The organism is Microvirga medicaginis, assembly GCF_052658925.1.
Map to the genome: position 1 here is coordinate 44858 of NZ_JBQWEL010000005.1, position 16024 is coordinate 60881.

At 61.4% G+C, this 16024-nt stretch carries 21 protein-coding genes; 15 read left to right on the forward strand and 6 right to left on the reverse strand.

All coding sequences use genetic code 11. The annotated features are described in order from the left end of the window. Window positions 1–31: 31 nt before the first annotated feature. Both ACUXUR_RS08770 and ACUXUR_RS08775 read right to left on the reverse strand, forming a co-directional pair. A complete protein-coding gene (locus tag ACUXUR_RS08770; protein WP_445501966.1) occupies window positions 32–901 on the reverse strand; it encodes a Clp1/GlmU family protein in 870 nt (289 codons plus the stop codon). A gap of 9 nt (window positions 902–910) precedes the next feature. Then, the gene (locus ACUXUR_RS08775; protein WP_445501967.1) at window positions 911–1600 is read right to left on the reverse strand and encodes an alpha/beta hydrolase; all 690 of its coding nucleotides are present in this window, start codon (window positions 1598–1600) and stop codon (window positions 911–913) included. Here ACUXUR_RS08775 and ACUXUR_RS08780 point away from each other — a divergent pair. Beyond that, window positions 1590–1784 carry a hypothetical protein gene (locus ACUXUR_RS08780; protein WP_445501968.1) on the forward strand — a complete coding sequence of 65 codons (195 nt, stop codon included), beginning with the start codon at window positions 1590–1592 and terminating at the stop codon, window positions 1782–1784. The genes ACUXUR_RS08775 and ACUXUR_RS08780 overlap by 11 nt on opposite strands. Here ACUXUR_RS08780 and ACUXUR_RS08785 read toward each other — a convergent pair. After that, window positions 1781–2332, reverse strand: coding sequence for a BON domain-containing protein (locus ACUXUR_RS08785; protein WP_445501969.1), 552 nt, complete (start codon window positions 2330–2332; stop codon window positions 1781–1783). The genes ACUXUR_RS08780 and ACUXUR_RS08785 overlap by 4 nt on opposite strands. A 60-nt stretch (window positions 2333–2392) precedes the next feature. On the opposite strand from ACUXUR_RS08785, the gene ACUXUR_RS08790 reads away from it, so the two are divergent. Next, a complete protein-coding gene (locus ACUXUR_RS08790) occupies window positions 2393–2665 on the forward strand; it encodes an HNH endonuclease (protein WP_445501970.1) in 273 nt (90 codons plus the stop codon). Between the two features lie 80 nt (window positions 2666–2745). Continuing rightward, window positions 2746–2925: a hypothetical protein gene (locus ACUXUR_RS08795; RefSeq protein WP_445501971.1), complete on the forward strand. Its 180-nt coding sequence runs from the start codon at window positions 2746–2748 to the stop codon at window positions 2923–2925. Here the strand turns inward: ACUXUR_RS08795 and ACUXUR_RS08800 are convergent. Beyond that, window positions 2922–4007 carry a patatin-like phospholipase family protein gene (locus ACUXUR_RS08800; RefSeq protein WP_445501972.1) on the reverse strand — a complete coding sequence of 362 codons (1086 nt, stop codon included), beginning with the start codon at window positions 4005–4007 and terminating at the stop codon, window positions 2922–2924. The two genes, ACUXUR_RS08795 and ACUXUR_RS08800, sit on opposite strands and share 4 nt — an antisense overlap. A 158-nt stretch (window positions 4008–4165) precedes the next feature. After that, window positions 4166–4867 carry a winged helix-turn-helix transcriptional regulator gene (locus ACUXUR_RS08805; RefSeq protein ID WP_445501973.1) on the reverse strand — a complete coding sequence of 234 codons (702 nt, stop codon included), beginning with the start codon at window positions 4865–4867 and terminating at the stop codon, window positions 4166–4168. Between the two features lie 57 nt (window positions 4868–4924). Here ACUXUR_RS08805 and ACUXUR_RS08810 point away from each other — a divergent pair, with 57 nt between their 5' ends. The 3 genes from ACUXUR_RS08810 (at window position 4925) to ACUXUR_RS08820 (ending at window position 6362) form a co-directional block, all read left to right on the forward strand. Further along, window positions 4925–5356 carry a VOC family protein gene (locus tag ACUXUR_RS08810; RefSeq protein WP_445501974.1) on the forward strand — a complete coding sequence of 144 codons (432 nt, stop codon included), beginning with the start codon at window positions 4925–4927 and terminating at the stop codon, window positions 5354–5356. A gap of 67 nt (window positions 5357–5423) precedes the next feature. After that, on the forward strand, window positions 5424–5846 hold the full coding sequence (locus ACUXUR_RS08815) for a YciI family protein (RefSeq protein WP_445501975.1): 423 nt from the start codon (window positions 5424–5426) through the stop codon (window positions 5844–5846). A gap of 30 nt (window positions 5847–5876) precedes the next feature. Beyond that, entirely contained in the window at window positions 5877–6362 is a 486-nt protein-coding gene (locus ACUXUR_RS08820; RefSeq protein ID WP_445501976.1) for a VOC family protein, read from the forward strand. 68 nt (window positions 6363–6430) lie between these two features. On the opposite strand, the gene ACUXUR_RS08825 is transcribed toward ACUXUR_RS08820, so the two are convergent. Next, window positions 6431–7096 carry a GntR family transcriptional regulator gene (locus tag ACUXUR_RS08825; protein ID WP_445501977.1) on the reverse strand — a complete coding sequence of 222 codons (666 nt, stop codon included), beginning with the start codon at window positions 7094–7096 and terminating at the stop codon, window positions 6431–6433. Between the two features lie 176 nt (window positions 7097–7272). On the opposite strand from ACUXUR_RS08825, the gene ACUXUR_RS08830 reads away from it, so the two are divergent. The 9 genes from ACUXUR_RS08830 to ACUXUR_RS08870 all read left to right on the forward strand — a co-directional run bounded on the left by ACUXUR_RS08830 (window position 7273) and on the right by ACUXUR_RS08870 (window position 16012). Further along, a complete protein-coding gene (locus ACUXUR_RS08830; protein WP_445501978.1) occupies window positions 7273–8202 on the forward strand; it encodes a dihydrodipicolinate synthase family protein in 930 nt (309 codons plus the stop codon). Window positions 8203–8284: 82 nt separating this feature from the next. Beyond that, the gene (locus ACUXUR_RS08835) at window positions 8285–9307 is read left to right on the forward strand and encodes a 4-hydroxyproline epimerase (protein WP_445501979.1); all 1023 of its coding nucleotides are present in this window, start codon (window positions 8285–8287) and stop codon (window positions 9305–9307) included. A gap of 70 nt (window positions 9308–9377) precedes the next feature. After that, a complete protein-coding gene (locus tag ACUXUR_RS08840; RefSeq protein ID WP_445501980.1) occupies window positions 9378–10616 on the forward strand; it encodes an NAD(P)/FAD-dependent oxidoreductase in 1239 nt (412 codons plus the stop codon). 301 nt (window positions 10617–10917) lie between these two features. After that, window positions 10918–11724, forward strand: a complete 807-nt coding sequence (locus tag ACUXUR_RS08845; protein WP_445501981.1) for an ABC transporter substrate-binding protein — start codon at window positions 10918–10920, stop codon at window positions 11722–11724. 78 nt (window positions 11725–11802) lie between these two features. Continuing rightward, window positions 11803–12468: an amino acid ABC transporter permease gene (locus tag ACUXUR_RS08850; protein WP_445501982.1), complete on the forward strand. Its 666-nt coding sequence runs from the start codon at window positions 11803–11805 to the stop codon at window positions 12466–12468. A 10-nt stretch (window positions 12469–12478) separates the two neighbouring features. Further along, complete coding sequence (locus ACUXUR_RS08855; RefSeq protein ID WP_445501983.1) at window positions 12479–13132, forward strand: amino acid ABC transporter permease; 654 nt, start codon at window positions 12479–12481, stop codon at window positions 13130–13132. Next, window positions 13125–13847, forward strand: a complete 723-nt coding sequence (locus ACUXUR_RS08860) for an amino acid ABC transporter ATP-binding protein (RefSeq protein WP_445501984.1) — start codon at window positions 13125–13127, stop codon at window positions 13845–13847. Before ACUXUR_RS08855 ends, ACUXUR_RS08860 begins: the two co-directional genes overlap by 8 nt. A gap of 65 nt (window positions 13848–13912) precedes the next feature. Further along, window positions 13913–14941 (forward strand): trans-3-hydroxy-L-proline dehydratase, encoded by a 1029-nt coding sequence (locus ACUXUR_RS08865; RefSeq protein ID WP_445501985.1) that lies wholly within the window; start codon window positions 13913–13915, stop codon window positions 14939–14941. Between the two features lie 54 nt (window positions 14942–14995). Further along, window positions 14996–16012: an Ldh family oxidoreductase gene (locus ACUXUR_RS08870; RefSeq protein WP_445501986.1), complete on the forward strand. Its 1017-nt coding sequence runs from the start codon at window positions 14996–14998 to the stop codon at window positions 16010–16012. Window positions 16013–16024 lie beyond the last annotated feature (12 nt).

Here is a 16024-nt window from a genome sequence, read left to right on the forward strand (position 1 = left end):
TGATGGCCAGCGTCATGGAACCTTTGACAGGCTAAAGCAAGGATCTTGTCCCAGGCCAGCCCTGGCCTTCCATTTTGAGGCGGGTCTCTGAATAGGTCTCGTCCAGGGCAAGCGAGCCTGGCACGATACTCTGAATTCCCGCCCGCCTGACAGGCGTCAGGACTTCGATGGCCTCATTGTCTCGGGCACCGCTCATGAGCCCCAGGCCGAGATCGTTTCCCAGCGCGTTCCGCAAGCCCACCAGCAGCCGCCGTTCAGGGGGAATGGCAGGCGGTGCCTCCAGGAGCAGAGAGGGATCGAGGGAAAGTATGGCAGCATCCTCGAAGTACTGATGGAAAGCCCGCCTTCGGCCAGCCCGCCGCTCCCCGTCGGTCTTACGTCTGGCGTAAGGGGACGAGGGGAGACGAAGGACAGGGATGTCGGGACGCTCGCTGATGATCGGTTCGAGCTCCGGGGCATCTCCGAGCGCAATCAGCAGATCGGGCTGGATCACCTGGAGCTTTGCCGCCTTCAGTCTTCGTCCGGGACCCGACAGGAGGCCACTGGTGTTGACGATTATGATTGCCGCATCCGTTACCGAAAGAAGCCGTCGCGTTCCTTCGAGAAGCGGTTTCCAGCCGAAAACGGGATCCGTCGATCCAACGAAAACGAGCGCCAAGCCTTGAGCGTCGCTCATGGTGACGCAGGCGGGAGGGCCGATCATCTTCTGGCCGAGATCGGTATCGATGAGAGCCGCGTCACGGCCGGTCTGTGTCGCGGACGTGAAGAGGTAGTGGACAAGCATGCTCTTGCCGCAGTCCGTCCGGCCGATCACCCCGATTGTTCGGATATCGTCGCGCTCGAGCCGCTGCGCAGCCTCATGCCATTCGCGCGGCACATGCAGATCTGAGAGTGATCTCATCGAGCGATGCTAACCGAGAAAGCGGGCGACAGCGAGGTCCACCATATCCGGCGGGACAACATGGCTCCCATCGAACTCGCGGTACTCGACATCGTAGCCCGCCCTCTCGAGTGACGGCACGATGCGGCGGCTGCAGGGGCCGATAGGCAGGACTTCGTCGTGAACGCCGTGGGAGATGAAGATCTTCGGTGCATCTTCCGTCTGCGTGGGGGCCACGAATCCCGGCGAGAAGGCGAGGATGTGATCGAACAGCTCGCCATTGATGACACCAACGGAGAGCGCGTAAGAGGCGCCGTCCGAAAAGCCTGAGACGGCGATCCGCTGAGGGTCGACCGGGTGCATCTGAAACACCTTTTTCAGTGCTTCGTCGATGAAGGAAATATCCGGCCCATAGCCACCCCTGATCACATCCCAGGTGTGACCGCGCGATTCCGGGGCGAGAAGGATCATGCCCCTTGCTTCCGCGGAGCGGACGAACAGATCCAGCATCTGCGAGGCAATGCCGCCAGCTCCGTGCAGGGCGACGATCAGGGGAGCAGGTTGGGCGGGATCGAGCCTTGTGGGAATGTAGATCATTCCATCGCGCTCCCTGCCAAGTCCCAATGCCTGACGGCCCGGCGCTACGCGAGGCGGTACTGCAATTGTCTCAGGTCTCGCGCTGAGATGGCCGGATGCGTGGGCTAAGGATATGCTCGCCATCCTCGAGATCTTTTTGGAGTGCGCGCCAACGCTGGGCTGTTTCTCCGACAGGGGGCTCCACGAAGCAGGCTGCATCACGATCGACCGTGATGCCGAGGACCTCTTGAAGAACTACGACGGCTCTCCTCTTGCGACGTCGTGGGATCTCTGCCGGACCTCGCCAGCGATGATCGTGCAGCGCTAGACGCGGCTCTCGACACGAAGATTGTTCTGCACGTGCCGAACGCCCGAGGTTAGCTCGGCCAGATCCTCGGCGCGGTACTTGAGACCACGGCTTTCCACTGTGCCGGAGAGCGTTACCTCGCCATCCTTCACCGTCACTTCGACGTTCGAGGCATCAATGAAGCGGTCTTCCGTCAGGCGCTCGCATAAATCTTCATGGATGCGCTCGTCCGAACGCTTGTACCCTTTCGGGCCCCGACCACGGTGAGGACCTGAGATTTCATGCCCCGCGTTGTGGTCCGCGCGCAGCTCCGGATCGTTCGGGTCGCGGTCACCCAGCGCCCCTAGGCCTGAACGGTAGCGGGAATAATCCGGCGCGAAGCCCTCATCATCGGGAGGACCACCGTGGCCGTCCTCGATGACGCCGCCATAGAACTCGTTGGCGTCGCTGCCGTAACCGCCCGGATATTCCCGGCCCTCGCCACGAAAGCCGACGGCGCCCTTCGGCACGTCGCCATAGCCGTTGTCATCATTGTAAGGGTTTCGATTCCTGCGGCGGGTGTCTACCATGGCTCCAGCTCCTGTCCTGTGCCAAGAGCAACAACCCGATGTTCCTGTGGTTCCCATTCCATGAAAGCAGCGCAACGCATCAAGCTGTTCGAGACAATTTTCGCGCGCGATGGCGGACGCTGCGTCTATTGCGGAGTGGAAACGCACCGCTTGGGCAAGGGCCTCAGCCGCTCCCCTGCTCTTGCCACTCTCGATCATGTGGTGCCGCGCTCACAGGGTGGCCCTCTCAACCCCGCCAATCTCGTGCTGGCCTGCCAGGCTTGCAACAACCAGCGCGGCGTCATGGATGCGCAAGAGTTCCGCGTCCTCAGACAGCGCATGCCTTCACCTTGATCGTGGAACGCTCGCTCCTGGCCGGACGTTCGGCAGGCAATGGAATGTCCAGTGGAATTTCCTGGTGAAGGAGTGAACCCATGAACCTCGAAGACAAGGTGCGCGAGGCGATTATCGCCGAGCTTCGCCGTCAGGCGGAAGCGGGGCAACAAGGCCTGCGGGTCGATGCCAAGGCGGCTGAGATGATGACGATCGAGGGGCGTGTGAATCTCGATGAACTGGCGATGGCCATCGTAGGATCGCTGGCCGGCGGACCTTAAGCTCGCGCGCGAGCGCCCATCTCTGCCGAAACGGTGGCGTCATTCGGATGGAGCCTGACCACATTGAGCTTCCTCTTCTCTAGGGGTGAACTCTCAAGCTGTGCGAGTGCGTGCTCCATGTCCCGCAAGCCTGCCGCCCACCGATCCTGAAGCGAGGAGGGTGAGTAATCGAAGGTCTTCCCCGCGCGCTCGTCGCTTCCCGATTGATAGGCGAGATGCAGCAGGATGACGGATGAGCCATCGGGCTCGATCCGCTCGTGCAGCGCATATTCCCGCTTCAATGCTTCGATGGTGCGTCGCGACGAACTCGCCAGGATCAGATCATTGGCGCGCTCGGCGCTGGCATCGAGCGAAGCCGGGCGAGAGGCCTTGAGGCTGAACAGCTCGACGGCGATGCAGAGCGTGTCTTCCTGAGGCGGTGCGGCCAGTGCGACGTCGATCGGCAGATTGTTGGTGAAGCCCGGATCGCACAGCAGACGTCCGCCAATCTCCACAGGCGGAAAGACCGGCGTGATGGCGGTCGAGGCCAACAGATGCTCAGGCGCAATCTCGTCACGGGTCGTGTCAAAGAAAACCTCTTCGCCCGTTTCAAGATCGACGCATCCGGCCGTGAAGCGAATGGCACTCTTGTTCAATCGCTTGAAGTCGATCAGGTGCTTCAGGGTCTGTCGCAAGGGCCTGTGATCGTAGAGAGCGATATCGCTCGGCATCCAGGGCAGCATCGAGAGCAGGCCCGGGAACCGATGCCCGAAGAGGCCCGGACGCCCGAGCAGGAGAGTGAGGGCCGTGTGGGCCTCGTTATAGGCATGCCGGAGCGACGAACCACGATGGAGTGCAAAGCCCGAATGAATCTTTGCCTGCTCCCAGAACTCTCTGAGGCGGGGCACGCGATCCTCCGGCGCATTGCCGGCGATGATCGCGCCCGTGATCGCGCCGATGGAGGCACCGACGATCCAGCGGGGTTCGATGGCCCGCTGCTGCAAATGCTCGTAAGCGCCGGCGAGATAGGAGCCGAGCGCATTGCCGCCGCCGAGAACCAGCACGACGGGCTGGCTGCGATCCGGAATGGACGGGAGAAACATCGTCGCCGCCTTGATGGGAGATGGCGGGGAACGCGGGCCTTCTCTCGATAGTTCCGGTAAAGCTCTTAGCGCATTGTGCGGACCCAGCGGGCCGCGTCAGTGACCCGCAGGGCCGCGTCAGCGAAAAGTGGACCCGGTTTTCCGCAATCAACGATGCTCTAGGCCCGGTGCGACGCCTTCGGCGGCAGTGGGAACAGCCCCACGAAGCGCTCCGCCAGTGCCCTGTCTCCTTCGACCTTCACGATGCCTGCGCTCTCCAGAGTGTCCAGAGGTTGGCCGCCATAAATGGCGCCCGCCAGCATCGGCGGCGTGCCGGTGAAGATCAGATCGGCACCCTCGACAGGCCCGCGCGCAATCTCGATCCGGCCATCGGCGAGGTGAGCGAGGAAGGTTTCGTCGTTCAGGCGAAAACCGATCCGCGCATCGAGGCCCTTGGCACGCTCGGCATCCAGCATCGTGCGCAGCGACAGCAGGAAGGATGCGGCGCTGAACGGCAGGGTGGGATCGTGCAGGGGCGAGCGCGCTGCCCAGCGGCCGAGGGCCTGGAAGATGGGCTCGCTCTCATAGCCCCATTCCGTCAGCTCATAAACCTGGGCGGGAGCGGGCGGCGGCAGCTTGCGACGGGTAAGAACGCCCGCGGCCTCCAAGCCCTCGAGGCGCTGGGTGAGGATGTTCGCGCTGATGCCGGGCAGGCTCTCGCGCAGATCGCTGAAGCGCTTCGGTCCGAGCATCAGCTCGCGCATGACCAGCAATGCCCAGCGCTCCCCGACGAGGTCGAGGGCATGGGCGGCCGCGCAGGCGTCCTCGTAATGGCGCCTGGACCGCGTCTCTTCCTTTTTGGTTATTTTTTCTAACTTCATAGTTGCTATTTATAACTTTATCTGGAATCAATGTCAAAGCCAAACAGGGAGGAAGCCATGCCGAAGCTCGTTTTCATCAATCTGCCGGTCGCCGATCTCGACCGTGCCAACGCGTTCTATGAGGCCATTGGGGCCGTCAAGAACCCGCAGTTCAGCGATCACACCGCCACCTGCATGGTCTTCTCCGAGACCATCCATGCGATGCTGCTGACCCATGACAAGTTCCGCCAGTTCACGCCGAAAAAGATCGCCAATGCACGGGAAACGACCGAAGTGCTGGTCTGCCTCTCCGCCGACAGTCGCGAGGAGGTTGACGGCATCGTCGCGAAAGCCGCCGCTGCAGGCGGTCGCGCCGATCCCGGCCCGAAGCAGGATTACGGCTTCATGTATGGCCGCAGCTTCGAGGATCCGGACGGCCATATCTGGGAAGTGATGTGGATGGATGTGGAGGCGGCCAAGACCGCCATGGCCGAAATGACGAATGCCTGATGGTCGACCATTCGAGGCAAAAGCCGGCAGGCCAATGGGGCCTGCGTGAAACACAGGGGAGAAGACAATGCGCGTCATGGTTCTGGTGAAGGCGACGAAGGACAGCGAAGCGGGCCTCATGCCCTCGACCGAGCTCTTCGAAGCCATGGGCAAGTACAATGAGGAGCTGGTCAATGCCGGCATCATGAAGGCCGGCGAAGGACTGAAGCCGTCGTCTCAGGGCAAGCGCGTCGCCTTCGACGGCCCGAGCCGCACGGTCATCGACGGGCCGTTCGCCGCGACCAACGAGCTGGTCGCCGGCTTCTGGATCTGGGAGGTCAAGGACATGGCCGAGGCGGTCGAATGGGTGAAGCGCTGCCCCAACCCGATGCCGGGGCCCAGCGAGATCGAGATCCGCCCGTTCTACGAGATGGCCGACTTCGCCGAGGCCCTCACGCCGGAAATCACCGCACAGGAGGACCGGATCCGCAAACAATTGTCCGGCCGCTGAGACCCCGCAGGATACAGAGGAGGAGAAGTAATGTCCAAAATCGCACCCTGCCTATGGTTCGACGGCAAGGCCGAAGAGGCCGCGAAGTTCTATGTCTCGCTGCTGCCCGACTCGCATATCGACACCGTTTTGCCTTACACGGTCGAGACACCCGGCGGAAAGCCGGGTGACGTGATGTTGGTGGAATTCACGCTGGCGGGTTCATCCTACACGGCGCTGAACGGCGGGCCATACTTCCAGTTCACGCCGGCGATCTCGCTCTTCGTGAGTTGCGTTGATCAGGCAGAAGTTGACCGCTTGTGGAATGCCTTGCTGGAAGGCGGAACGCCGATGGAATGCGGATGGATCACGGACCGCTACGGCGTCTCCTGGCAGATCGTGCCGGAAGCGCTCGTCCGCATGATCAAGGACAAGGATTCTGCAAAGGTCCGCCGCGTGATGGAAGCGATGATGACGATGGTCAAGCTTGATGTTGCAACACTCGAGCAGGCTTATCGCGGACAATCGGCGGCCTGAGCTGAAAGGATGCGCCGTACTCCCCGCAGCCGCTCACGAAAAAAGGCGAGACAGTTCACACTGTCTCGTTAATTCTGCGCGCTCGTCTTCTGATGCTCTTCCAGGTAGCTGTGCAGCGACTTTCCTGCACCCTCGATATGCTTTTTCAGAAGCGAGCAGGCGGCGCTGATCTTGCCTTGCGTGCAGAGTTTCAGAAGTTCGGCATGCTCGCTGGCCGCGCGCTCCATGCCTTGTGTCAAAGAGAGCTGGAGGCGCGTATGGCGGTCGCTCTCCTGCAGGAGGTTGGCGACGATGGCGAGCGAGCGCGGCTGCTTGGCATGCTGATAAAGCACCATGTGGAATTCGGTGTTCAGCTCGCCCCAGCGGCTGATATGCATGGCCCGCAGCTCGGAGCTGTATTCCTGTAGAATCTCGTTCAGCCGCTTGTAGTCGGCTTCCGTCAGGCGCGGGGCCGAGGCCTTAAGCAGACGCGGTTCGAGCCAAGCCCTCAGCTCGAAGAGTTCGTCGATCTCTTCCGTCGAAAGCTCGGAGACGATCGCGCCCCGGTGAGGGTGGATTTTGACGAGGCCTTCCGCCTCCAGCTGCATCAGGGCCTCGCGGACCGGAATGCGGCTGACGCCGAATTCGGCGGCAAGCGCGTCCTGCCGCAGCTGGAAGCCTGATTGGAACTCCCCGTTGACGATCCGGCGCCGCAACTCCTCCGCAACGGCAGAGGAGATGGTTCTATGCTGCAATGACTTCTGGGCAGGTCTGGAAGGCGGCATGGGCGCTCGGATCTCGGTTGCGAAAAGGCGGGAAAATGAATTTTATTACTCTATAGCAGATCGTCTAGAGATTGGCTTGACATCGGCGATTTTATACAATCTACATTAACAAGATTCAACGCCTCATCGCAGGAGCTAAGAGCACAATGGCGAAGAAAATCGGCTGGGAAGGCGTCTTTCCCGCAGTGACCACCCAGTTCAAGCCAAATTACGAGCTGGATCTTGAGGCCACCGCCAAGGTGATGGACGGCTTGATCCGTGACGGCGTGTCCGGCCTCATCGTCTGCGGGACCGTCGGTGAGAACACCTCGCTCAGCCGGTCCGAGAAGGTCGCAATCATGGAAACGGCGAAGGCTGTCTCCGCTGGTCGGGTGCCCGTCATTGCCGGCATTGCCGAGTTCACGACCCAGTTTGCCTCGGAGGTCGCGAAGGAGGCTGCTCGTGTGGGTCTCGACGGCATCATGGTGATGCCTGCTCTCGTCTATTCCTCAAAGCCCCATGAGACGGCCGCTCACTTCCGCGGCGTCGCCAAGGCGACCGATCTTCCGGTGATGGTCTACAACAACCCACCGATCTACAAAAACGACGTGACGCCTGACATTCTCGCTTCGCTCGCCGATTGCGAGACCGTCGTCTGCTTCAAGGATTCGTCCGGAGACACGCGTCGCTTCACTGACACGCGCAACATGACCGGCGACCGCTTCGTGCTGTTTGCGGGCCTCGACGACGTGGTGGTCGAGAGCGTGATGCTCGGTGCCGTCGGCTGGATCTCCGGCATGTCAAATGCCTTCCCGCAGGAGGGCGAGACCCTGTTCCGCCTCGCGAAGGCCGGCCGCTATGAAGAGGCGCGCGCGCTCTATGACTGGTTCATGCCGCTGCTTCACCTCGATGCCCGTCCCGACCTCGTCCAGTGCATCAAGCTCTGCGAAGAGATCATGGGTCGCGGCTCCGCGCTCACCCGTCCGCCGCGTCTGGCCCTCGAAGGCAAGGACCGCACTTACGTCGAGGAGATCATGGCTCAGGCGCTGAAAAGCCGCCCGAAGCTCCCCGATGTGGGATTGAAGACGGCAGCCTGATAAGGTGACGGCGGGGGAGCAACATCTCCTCCGCCTCTTTACTTTCCATTCACGAGAACAATCCGATCTCAAGAGCGAAGCCATGGCGCGTCACACCTTTTTCTGCATCGACGGTCACACCTGCGGCAATCCTGTCCGCGTGGTGGGCGGCGGCAGCATTCCCCAGCTCAAAGGGGAGACGATGTTCGAACGGCGTCAGCACTTCCTGGCGGAATACGACTGGATTCGCACAGGTCTCATGTTCGAGCCGCGCGGGCACGACATGATGTCGGGCTCGATCCTCTATCCGCCGACGCGTCCCGATTGTGATGTGGGCATTCTCTTCATCGAAACCTCCGGCTGCCTGCCCATGTGCGGCCACGGCACCATCGGTACGGTGACGATTGCGCTGGAGAACGGCCTCATCCATCCGAAGACACCCGGTCTTCTCCGGCTTGATACGCCGGCAGGCGTCGTCGAAGCACGCTACGAGCAGAACGGTCCGTTCATCGAGCGCGTGCGCATCACCAACATTCCTTCGTTCCTCTATGGCACGGGCTATGAGGTCGAAGTCGAAGGCCTCGGACACCTTACCGTCGATGTGGCCTATGGCGGCAATTTCTATGCCATCGTCGAACCACAGAAGCTCTATTCCGATCTTGCGGACGTCAACCCGTCCGACATCCTGCGCTGGAGCCCGAAGTTGCGCGAGGCGTTCAATGCGCGCTACCAGATCGCACATCCCGAGAACCCGAGCATCAATCGCCTGACGCACGTTCTGTGGACCGGCAAGGCGCAGACGCCCGGCGGCACGGCGCGCAATGCGGTGTTCTATGGCGACAAAGCCATCGACCGTTCGCCCTGCGGCACGGGAACATCGGCCCGCATGGCGCATCTCGCCGCGCGCGGTGCTCTGAAGGAAGGCGATGCCTTCGTGCATGAGAGCATCATCGGCTCGACCTTTACGGGCCGCATCGAAGGCCGCGCGAAGGTGGGTGACCGCGATGCCATCATCCCGTCGATCGAAGGCTGGGCGCGGGTAACCGGCTTCAACACCATCTTCATCGACAACCGGGATCCCTTTGCGAACGGCTTCCAGGTCGTGGATCAAACCCGCTCTGCTTAAAAGATGAATGCGATGGGCGGCTCAGGCGTGGGCCGCCCTTGCCTTTGAGGTCTCTCCCACAACAGGTTTCATGATGCGGATCGCGATTGTTGGTGCAGGTATCGTCGGCCTTGCGGCGTCTCATGCGCTTCTCGACAAAGGACACCAGGTCACTCTTGTCGATCCCGGCAACAATCAGCAGCGCCCGACCGACGGCAATGCGGGCTGGATCGCGCATATGGATGTGATGCCGCTGGCGTCGCCCAAGGCTTGGAGAAACCTGCCTCGCTGGATGATGGATCCGCTTGGGCCGCTCACCATCAGACCAGCTTATCTTCCCGCTCTGGCTCCTTGGCTGTTGCGATTCGTTCTGGCCTCATCTCCAGCGCGCATCAAATCCAGCATCGCCGCCATTCGCACGATCAATGCGGAAGCCCTGCCGTCGTGGAAAGCACTCCTCGCCTCGCTGAGCTTGGATGGCCATCTTCGTGAGAAGGGCATTCTCTCAGTGTGGCGAGATCGCAATCACTTTCTGCGAGCCGAAGACATCATCGCCCGTCAGAAGAATTTCGGAATTCCGCTGGAAGTCCTCACGCCGGAGGACCTGAAAGAGATTGAGCCGGCGCTGCATAGCATCGAAGCGGCGGTTCTCTATCCGGATGGCTGCCATGTGTCCGATCCCGCGCTCCTGGCTGCCGATCTGCTGCGGCTTGCCTTGGAGCGGGGGGCCATGCTTGTCTCCGCAAAGGCGCTCGCCGTCGAGCCTGCGAGCGATGCCGTCCATATTCGCACCGACGGTGCGGTGAAGGATGTTACCGCTGATCGCGTTCTGATCTCCTCCGGTGTCTGGTCGCGCGCGCTCGCCAAGCAGCTGGGCGACAATATTCCGCTGGATACCGAGCGTGGGTACAATGCGACATATGCGAAAGGTGCCTTCGGTTTGAGCCGTCCGGTGATGTTCGAAGGCGAAGGCTTTGTCGCTTCGACGCTCGATACCGGCGATCGCGTCGGTGGTGCCGTGGAATTCGCCGGAACGCAGACTCCACCCAATCACGAGCGCACTTCCGCCATGATCACGCGCCTCAAGCGCTTCCTGCCGCATCTCGATGAAAATCAGCCCGCCAAGCGCTGGATGGGTTTTCGTCCCTCGATCCCGGATTCGCTGCCTGTCATCGGCCAGGCCAGGCGCGACAAGCGCATCATCTACGCGTTTGGCCATGGTCATCACGGCTTGACGCAAGCTGCCATCACATCGCGTCTCGTCACGGAGTTGATCGAAGGCAAGCCCAGATCTCTCGATGTAACGCCATTCTCTGCTCAACGTTTTTGATGCAACGCGTCACAGCGATTGATGTGACGCACAGGCTGAGCTGAAGTAGGAGGATGCGCTCAAGGCAGGGCACCCCGCGTATTTGTCAGCGCCGCTTTTCCGGTACTGACAACGAGGACTTAGCGTTTCGAATGCCTGAAACGATCGCCGTTTGAGCAACCGCTACGCAATGTCGCTCAGACCTTAGGCGAATTGAAATAAATTTCATATTGCAAATTGTATCCAATATGCAGATGCTGCGCCTGCTGATCTCAGGCGAGGACTGCCGGGCTCGGACACGAATCAACCAGGGGACCAAACGATGAAACTGAGGACCACCGCGGCCGCACTTCTTCTCGGCATGCTCGCCGCCATGCCTGCCAAAGCCGACAAGCTCGACGACATCATTGCTTCCGGCGTGCTGCGCTGCGCCGTGGTGCTCGATTTCCCGCCCATGGGTTCGCGCGATGAAAAGAACCAGCCCATCGGCTTCGACGTGGATACCTGCAACGATCTGGCCAAGGCCCTCGGCGTGAAGGCTGAGATCGTCGAAACGCCGTTCCCGGATCGTATTCCGGCGCTGGTTTCGGACCGCGCGGATGTGGGCGTCGCCTCGACCTCCGATACGCTGGAGCGCGCCAAGACCGTCGGCTTCTCGATTCCTTACTTCGCCTTCAAGATGGTCATCCTCACGAAGGAGGATACGGGCATCAGTACCTATGAGAGCCTGAAGGGCAAAAAGACCGGATCGACCTCGGGCACCTTTGAGGCGATTGCACTCGAGAAGGACGTAAAGGCATGGGGCGGCGGTTCGTTCCGTCCCTACCAGACCCAGGCTGATGTGTTCCTAGCGCTCTCACAGGGCCAGATCGACGCGACGGTCGTGACGAACACCGTGGCGCATGCCGTCGTGAAGTCCGGCAAGTACAAGGGCTTTACCGTGAAAGGCGATGCTCCCTATGTCACGGACTATGTCTCCCTCATCGGGCTGCGCCAGGAGCAGGGCCTCCTCAATTACCTGAACCTGTTCGTGAACCAGCAGGTACGCACGGGCCGCTACAAGGAGCTGTTCGAAAAGTGGGTCGGCGGCGAGGCTCCGGACCTGACCGTGAAAGGCGTCTACTACTAATCGACATGCATCAGGCCGGGGGCGAAGACTTGCCCTCGGCCTTCATTGGTTATTGCAACCTCCTCAGGCACGCCCTTCATGCTGAATTACACATTTCACTGGCGTCCAGCCTTGAACGCTCTGCCAGACATGCTGGCAGGCGCGTTGGTGTCGCTTCAGATTGCCGTGCTGTCGATGGTGATCGGCGTCGTCTTCGCGGTGTTCCTGGCGCTTGGTCGCCAGTCGAACAACAAGCTTTTCTACGGTTTCTCGACCGGTTGGGTGGAACTGGCGCGTAATACACCGGCTCTGTTCCAGGTCTACATGACTTACTTCGGACTAGGCTCCTTCGGGATTCATCTCGACTCTTACGTAGCGCTTCTGGCCGGTATCGCCTTCAACAATGCGGGTTATCTCGCGGAAACGTTCCGCGGCGGCCTTCGCGCCATCCCGCATACGCAGGCGCGCGCCGCACGCTCGCTTGGCATGAGCGCGCCGCAGGCTTTCCGCCTGATCGTGCTGCCACAGATGTTCAGGATCGTGTTCTATCCCATGTCCAACCAGATGGTCTGGGCCCTTCTGATGACGTCCCTCGGCGTCACGGTCGGCCTCAACACGGATCTCACCGGCGTCACGCAGGATCTGAACGTGCGTACCTTCCGCACCTTCGAATATTTTGCCATCGCAGCGATCATTTATTACCTGCTGGCGAAGTTCATCACCCTCTCGTCGCGCCTCTTCGCCTGGCGCCTGTTCCGGTACTGAGGAGACGGCGATGTTCGAGACAAGTCTCACCTGGAACGACGTTCTTTTCCTTCTCCACGGCGCAGGAACGACACTGGCGATCACCTTCTGGGCCGTGCTCGGCGGCACCATTTTAGGCATGCTCTTCGGCCTCATCCGCGCGTCTGCGCCGTGGTGGCTCAATGTACCCGTCGGCTTCGTGCTGGATATCCTGCGCTCGGTGCCGCTCCTGATCCAGTTCGTTCTCGCGAACTCGTTCAAATCCATCCTCAAGCTCAACGTGACGGCGTTTACGGTGGGCTGCGTGGTGCTGGCGCTCTACACAGCGGCCTATTGTGCGGAGATCGTGCGCGGCGGCATCCTGGCCGTGCCTCCGACCACACGGCGAGCCGCTCGCTCCCTCGGCATGACCTACACCCAGGACCTGACCAACATCGTCTTCCCGATTGCCTTACGTGTCGCGCTTCCCAGCTGGATCGGCCTCACGCTCGGCGTCATGAAGGACACGGCCCTCGTTCTCTGGATCGGCATCGTCGAGCTGCTGCGGTCTTCCCAGATCCTCGTGACCCGCCTTCAGGAGCCGCTCTTCATCCTTTCGATTGCGGGCCTGATCTACTTCCTCATGAGCTTCCCGATTGCACGGCTCGGGGCACGGCTCGAAAAGCGGTGGCGTGAAAATGATTGAGTTGAAAGATGTTCGTAAATCCTTCGGCAGCCTCGAGGTGCTGAAGGGCGTTAGCCTCACCGTTCAGAAGGGCGAGGTGCTCTCGGTGATTGGCGGATCGGGTTCGGGAAAATCCACGATGCTCATGTGCATCAACGGTCTCGAACCGATCCAGGGCGGCCAGATCCTTGTCGATGGCATCGACGTCCATGCCCGCGGCACGGATCTCAACAAGCTCCGTCAGAAGATCGGCATCGTGTTCCAGCAGTGGAATGCCTTCCCGCATCTCACCGTGCTCGAGAACGTGATGCTTGCGCCGCGCAAGGTGCTCGGCAAGAGCAGGAAAGAGGCGGAGGAGATTGCCGTCAAGCAGCTCACCCATGTGGGCCTGGGCGAGAAGCTGAAGGTCTATCCCTCCAAGCTCTCGGGCGGCCAGCAGCAGCGCATGGCCATTGCGCGCGCGCTCGCCATGTCGCCGGATTACATGCTCTTCGACGAGGTGACTTCGGCGCTCGATCCGCAGCTCGTCGGCGAGGTGCTGGATACGCTGAAGATGCTCTCGGAAGAGGGCATGACCATGATCCTCGTCACGCACGAAATCCGTTTCGCGCGCGACGTGTCGGACCGGGTGGCTTTTTTCCACAAGGGCCTGATCCACGAGATCGGTACGCCCGAGCAGGTGATCGGAAACCCGCAGAAGCCCGAGACGGTCGACTTCCTGAAATCCGTTCTCTGACGGCACGAGGTTTCATCCCTGTGCCAGCCTCTTCACCATAAGATCACCCTGACTCGGAGAGCATCATGCGCACCTCGAAAGTCATTCATGTCGTCAGCTGCCACGCGGAAGGGGAGGTCGGCGACGTGATCGTGGGTGGCGTCGCACCGCCCCCAGGTGACACCGTGTGGGAGCAGTCGCGCTTCATTGCCCAGGACGAGACGTTACGAAAATTCGTGCTGAACGAGCCGCGCGGCGGCGTCTTCCGGCACGTGAACCTTCTGGTGCCGCCGAAGAATCCAAAGGCGCAGATGGGCTGGATCATCATGGAGCCCGCCGACACGCCGCCTATGTCAGGCTCCAACTCCATCTGTGTGTCCACCGTGCTGCTCGATACCGGCATCATTCCGATGCAGGAACCGATCACCCGCATGGTCCTCGAGCCTCCCGGCGGTCTCATCGAAGTGGAGGCGGAGTGCAGGAACGGCAAGGCCGAACGGATCAGGGTTCGCAACGTCCCCTCTTTCGCCGACAAGCTCGACGTGAAACTTGAAGTCGAAGGTGTCGGCACGCTCACCGTCGATACGGCCTATGGCGGTGACAGCTTCGTGATCGCGGATGCGCAGGCCCTGGGCTTCGCGATCCGTCCCGACGAGGCGAAGGATCTGGCTGAGATCGGCGTGAAGATCACCCGCGCGGCCAATGAGCAGATCGGCTTCAGGCATCCTGAGTTGCCGGGCTGGGATCACATTTCATTTTGCCAGATCGCGGCACCTCTCGTTGACCGCGACGGCGTTCCGCATGGCTCCAATGCCGTCGTGGTGCGGCCAGGCAAGATCGATCGCTCGCCCACGGGCACGGGCTGTTCGGCCCGCATGGCCGTGCTCCATGCGCGCGGCATCCTGAAGGTGGGCGACAGCTTCGTCGGCCGCTCGATCATTGATTCCGAGTTCATTTGCCGGATCGAGGGCGAGGCGACGGTCGGTGGCAAAACGGGCATCATCCCTTTAATCTCGGGACGGGCCTGGATCACGGGCACCCATCAGCACATGCTCGATCCCGACGACCCGTGGCCGGACGGCTATCAGCTGTCGGATACCTGGCCACAGATGTAGGCCGAAGAGAACGCGTCTTTCGATAAATCGGAACCGAACGGACAACGAATAAGCATGAGCGAAGAAGTATCCCTCTCGCTGGACGAGGTCCGGCGCATCAGCATCGATGTTCTGAAAGCTGGCGGTCTTTCCCAGGAGCATGCTGAAGCCATCGCCGGTGTGATTTATGCCGGACAGCGGGACGAATGCCACTCCCATGGCATGTACCGGCTGCTTGGCTGCGTGCGGTCCGTGAAGGAAGGCAAGGTTAATCCGAGCGCCGTGCCGGATGTGGTCGATCACGCGCCTGCCATCGTGCGCGTCAACGCCCATTACGGTTTCTCGCCGCTGGCGTTCGAGCGCGGCAGGCCGCTGCTCGTCGAAAAGGCCCGCAGGACGGGCCTTGCGGCCATGGCGATCAATAATTGCTATCACTTCTCGGCCCTCTGGCCGGAGGTGGAGGCTATCAGCGCAGATGGCCTCGTGGCGCTTGCCATGACACCGAGCCACAGCTGGGTTGCGCCGGCAGGCGGCAGAAAGCCTGTGTTCGGCACGAATCCGATCGCTTTCGCCTGGCCACGTCCTGACGGCCCGCCCTTCGTATTCGACTTCGCCACCAGCGCCATCGCCCGCGGCGAAATCGAGCTGCACCGCCGCGCAGGCAAGGCCATTCCCACCGGCTGGGCCATCGACAGCGAGGGCAACCCGACGAACGACGCGACGGCCGCTTTGGCCGGCGCCATGCTCACCTTCGGCGGCCACAAGGGCTCGGCTCTGTCTGCCATGATCGAGCTGATGGCAGGCCCTCTGATCGGCGACATGACGAGCGCGGAATCCATGGCCTTCGATGAAGGCATAGGTGCCGCGCCGTGCCATGGCGAGCTGGTTCTCGCCTTCGATCCCAAGGTGTTCCTCGGCGCAGATGCCGCGCAGCATGTGGCCCGGGCCGAAAAGATGTTCGACGCCATCGTAGGCCAAGGTGCGCGTCTTCCGTCGCAGCGCCGCTACGAAGCGCGTGAGCGCAGCAAGGCGAATGGGGTTCGCATCCCCAAGGCGCTCTACGACGACCTGCAGGCTCTCCTGCCCCGTTGATGAAAGGGACCG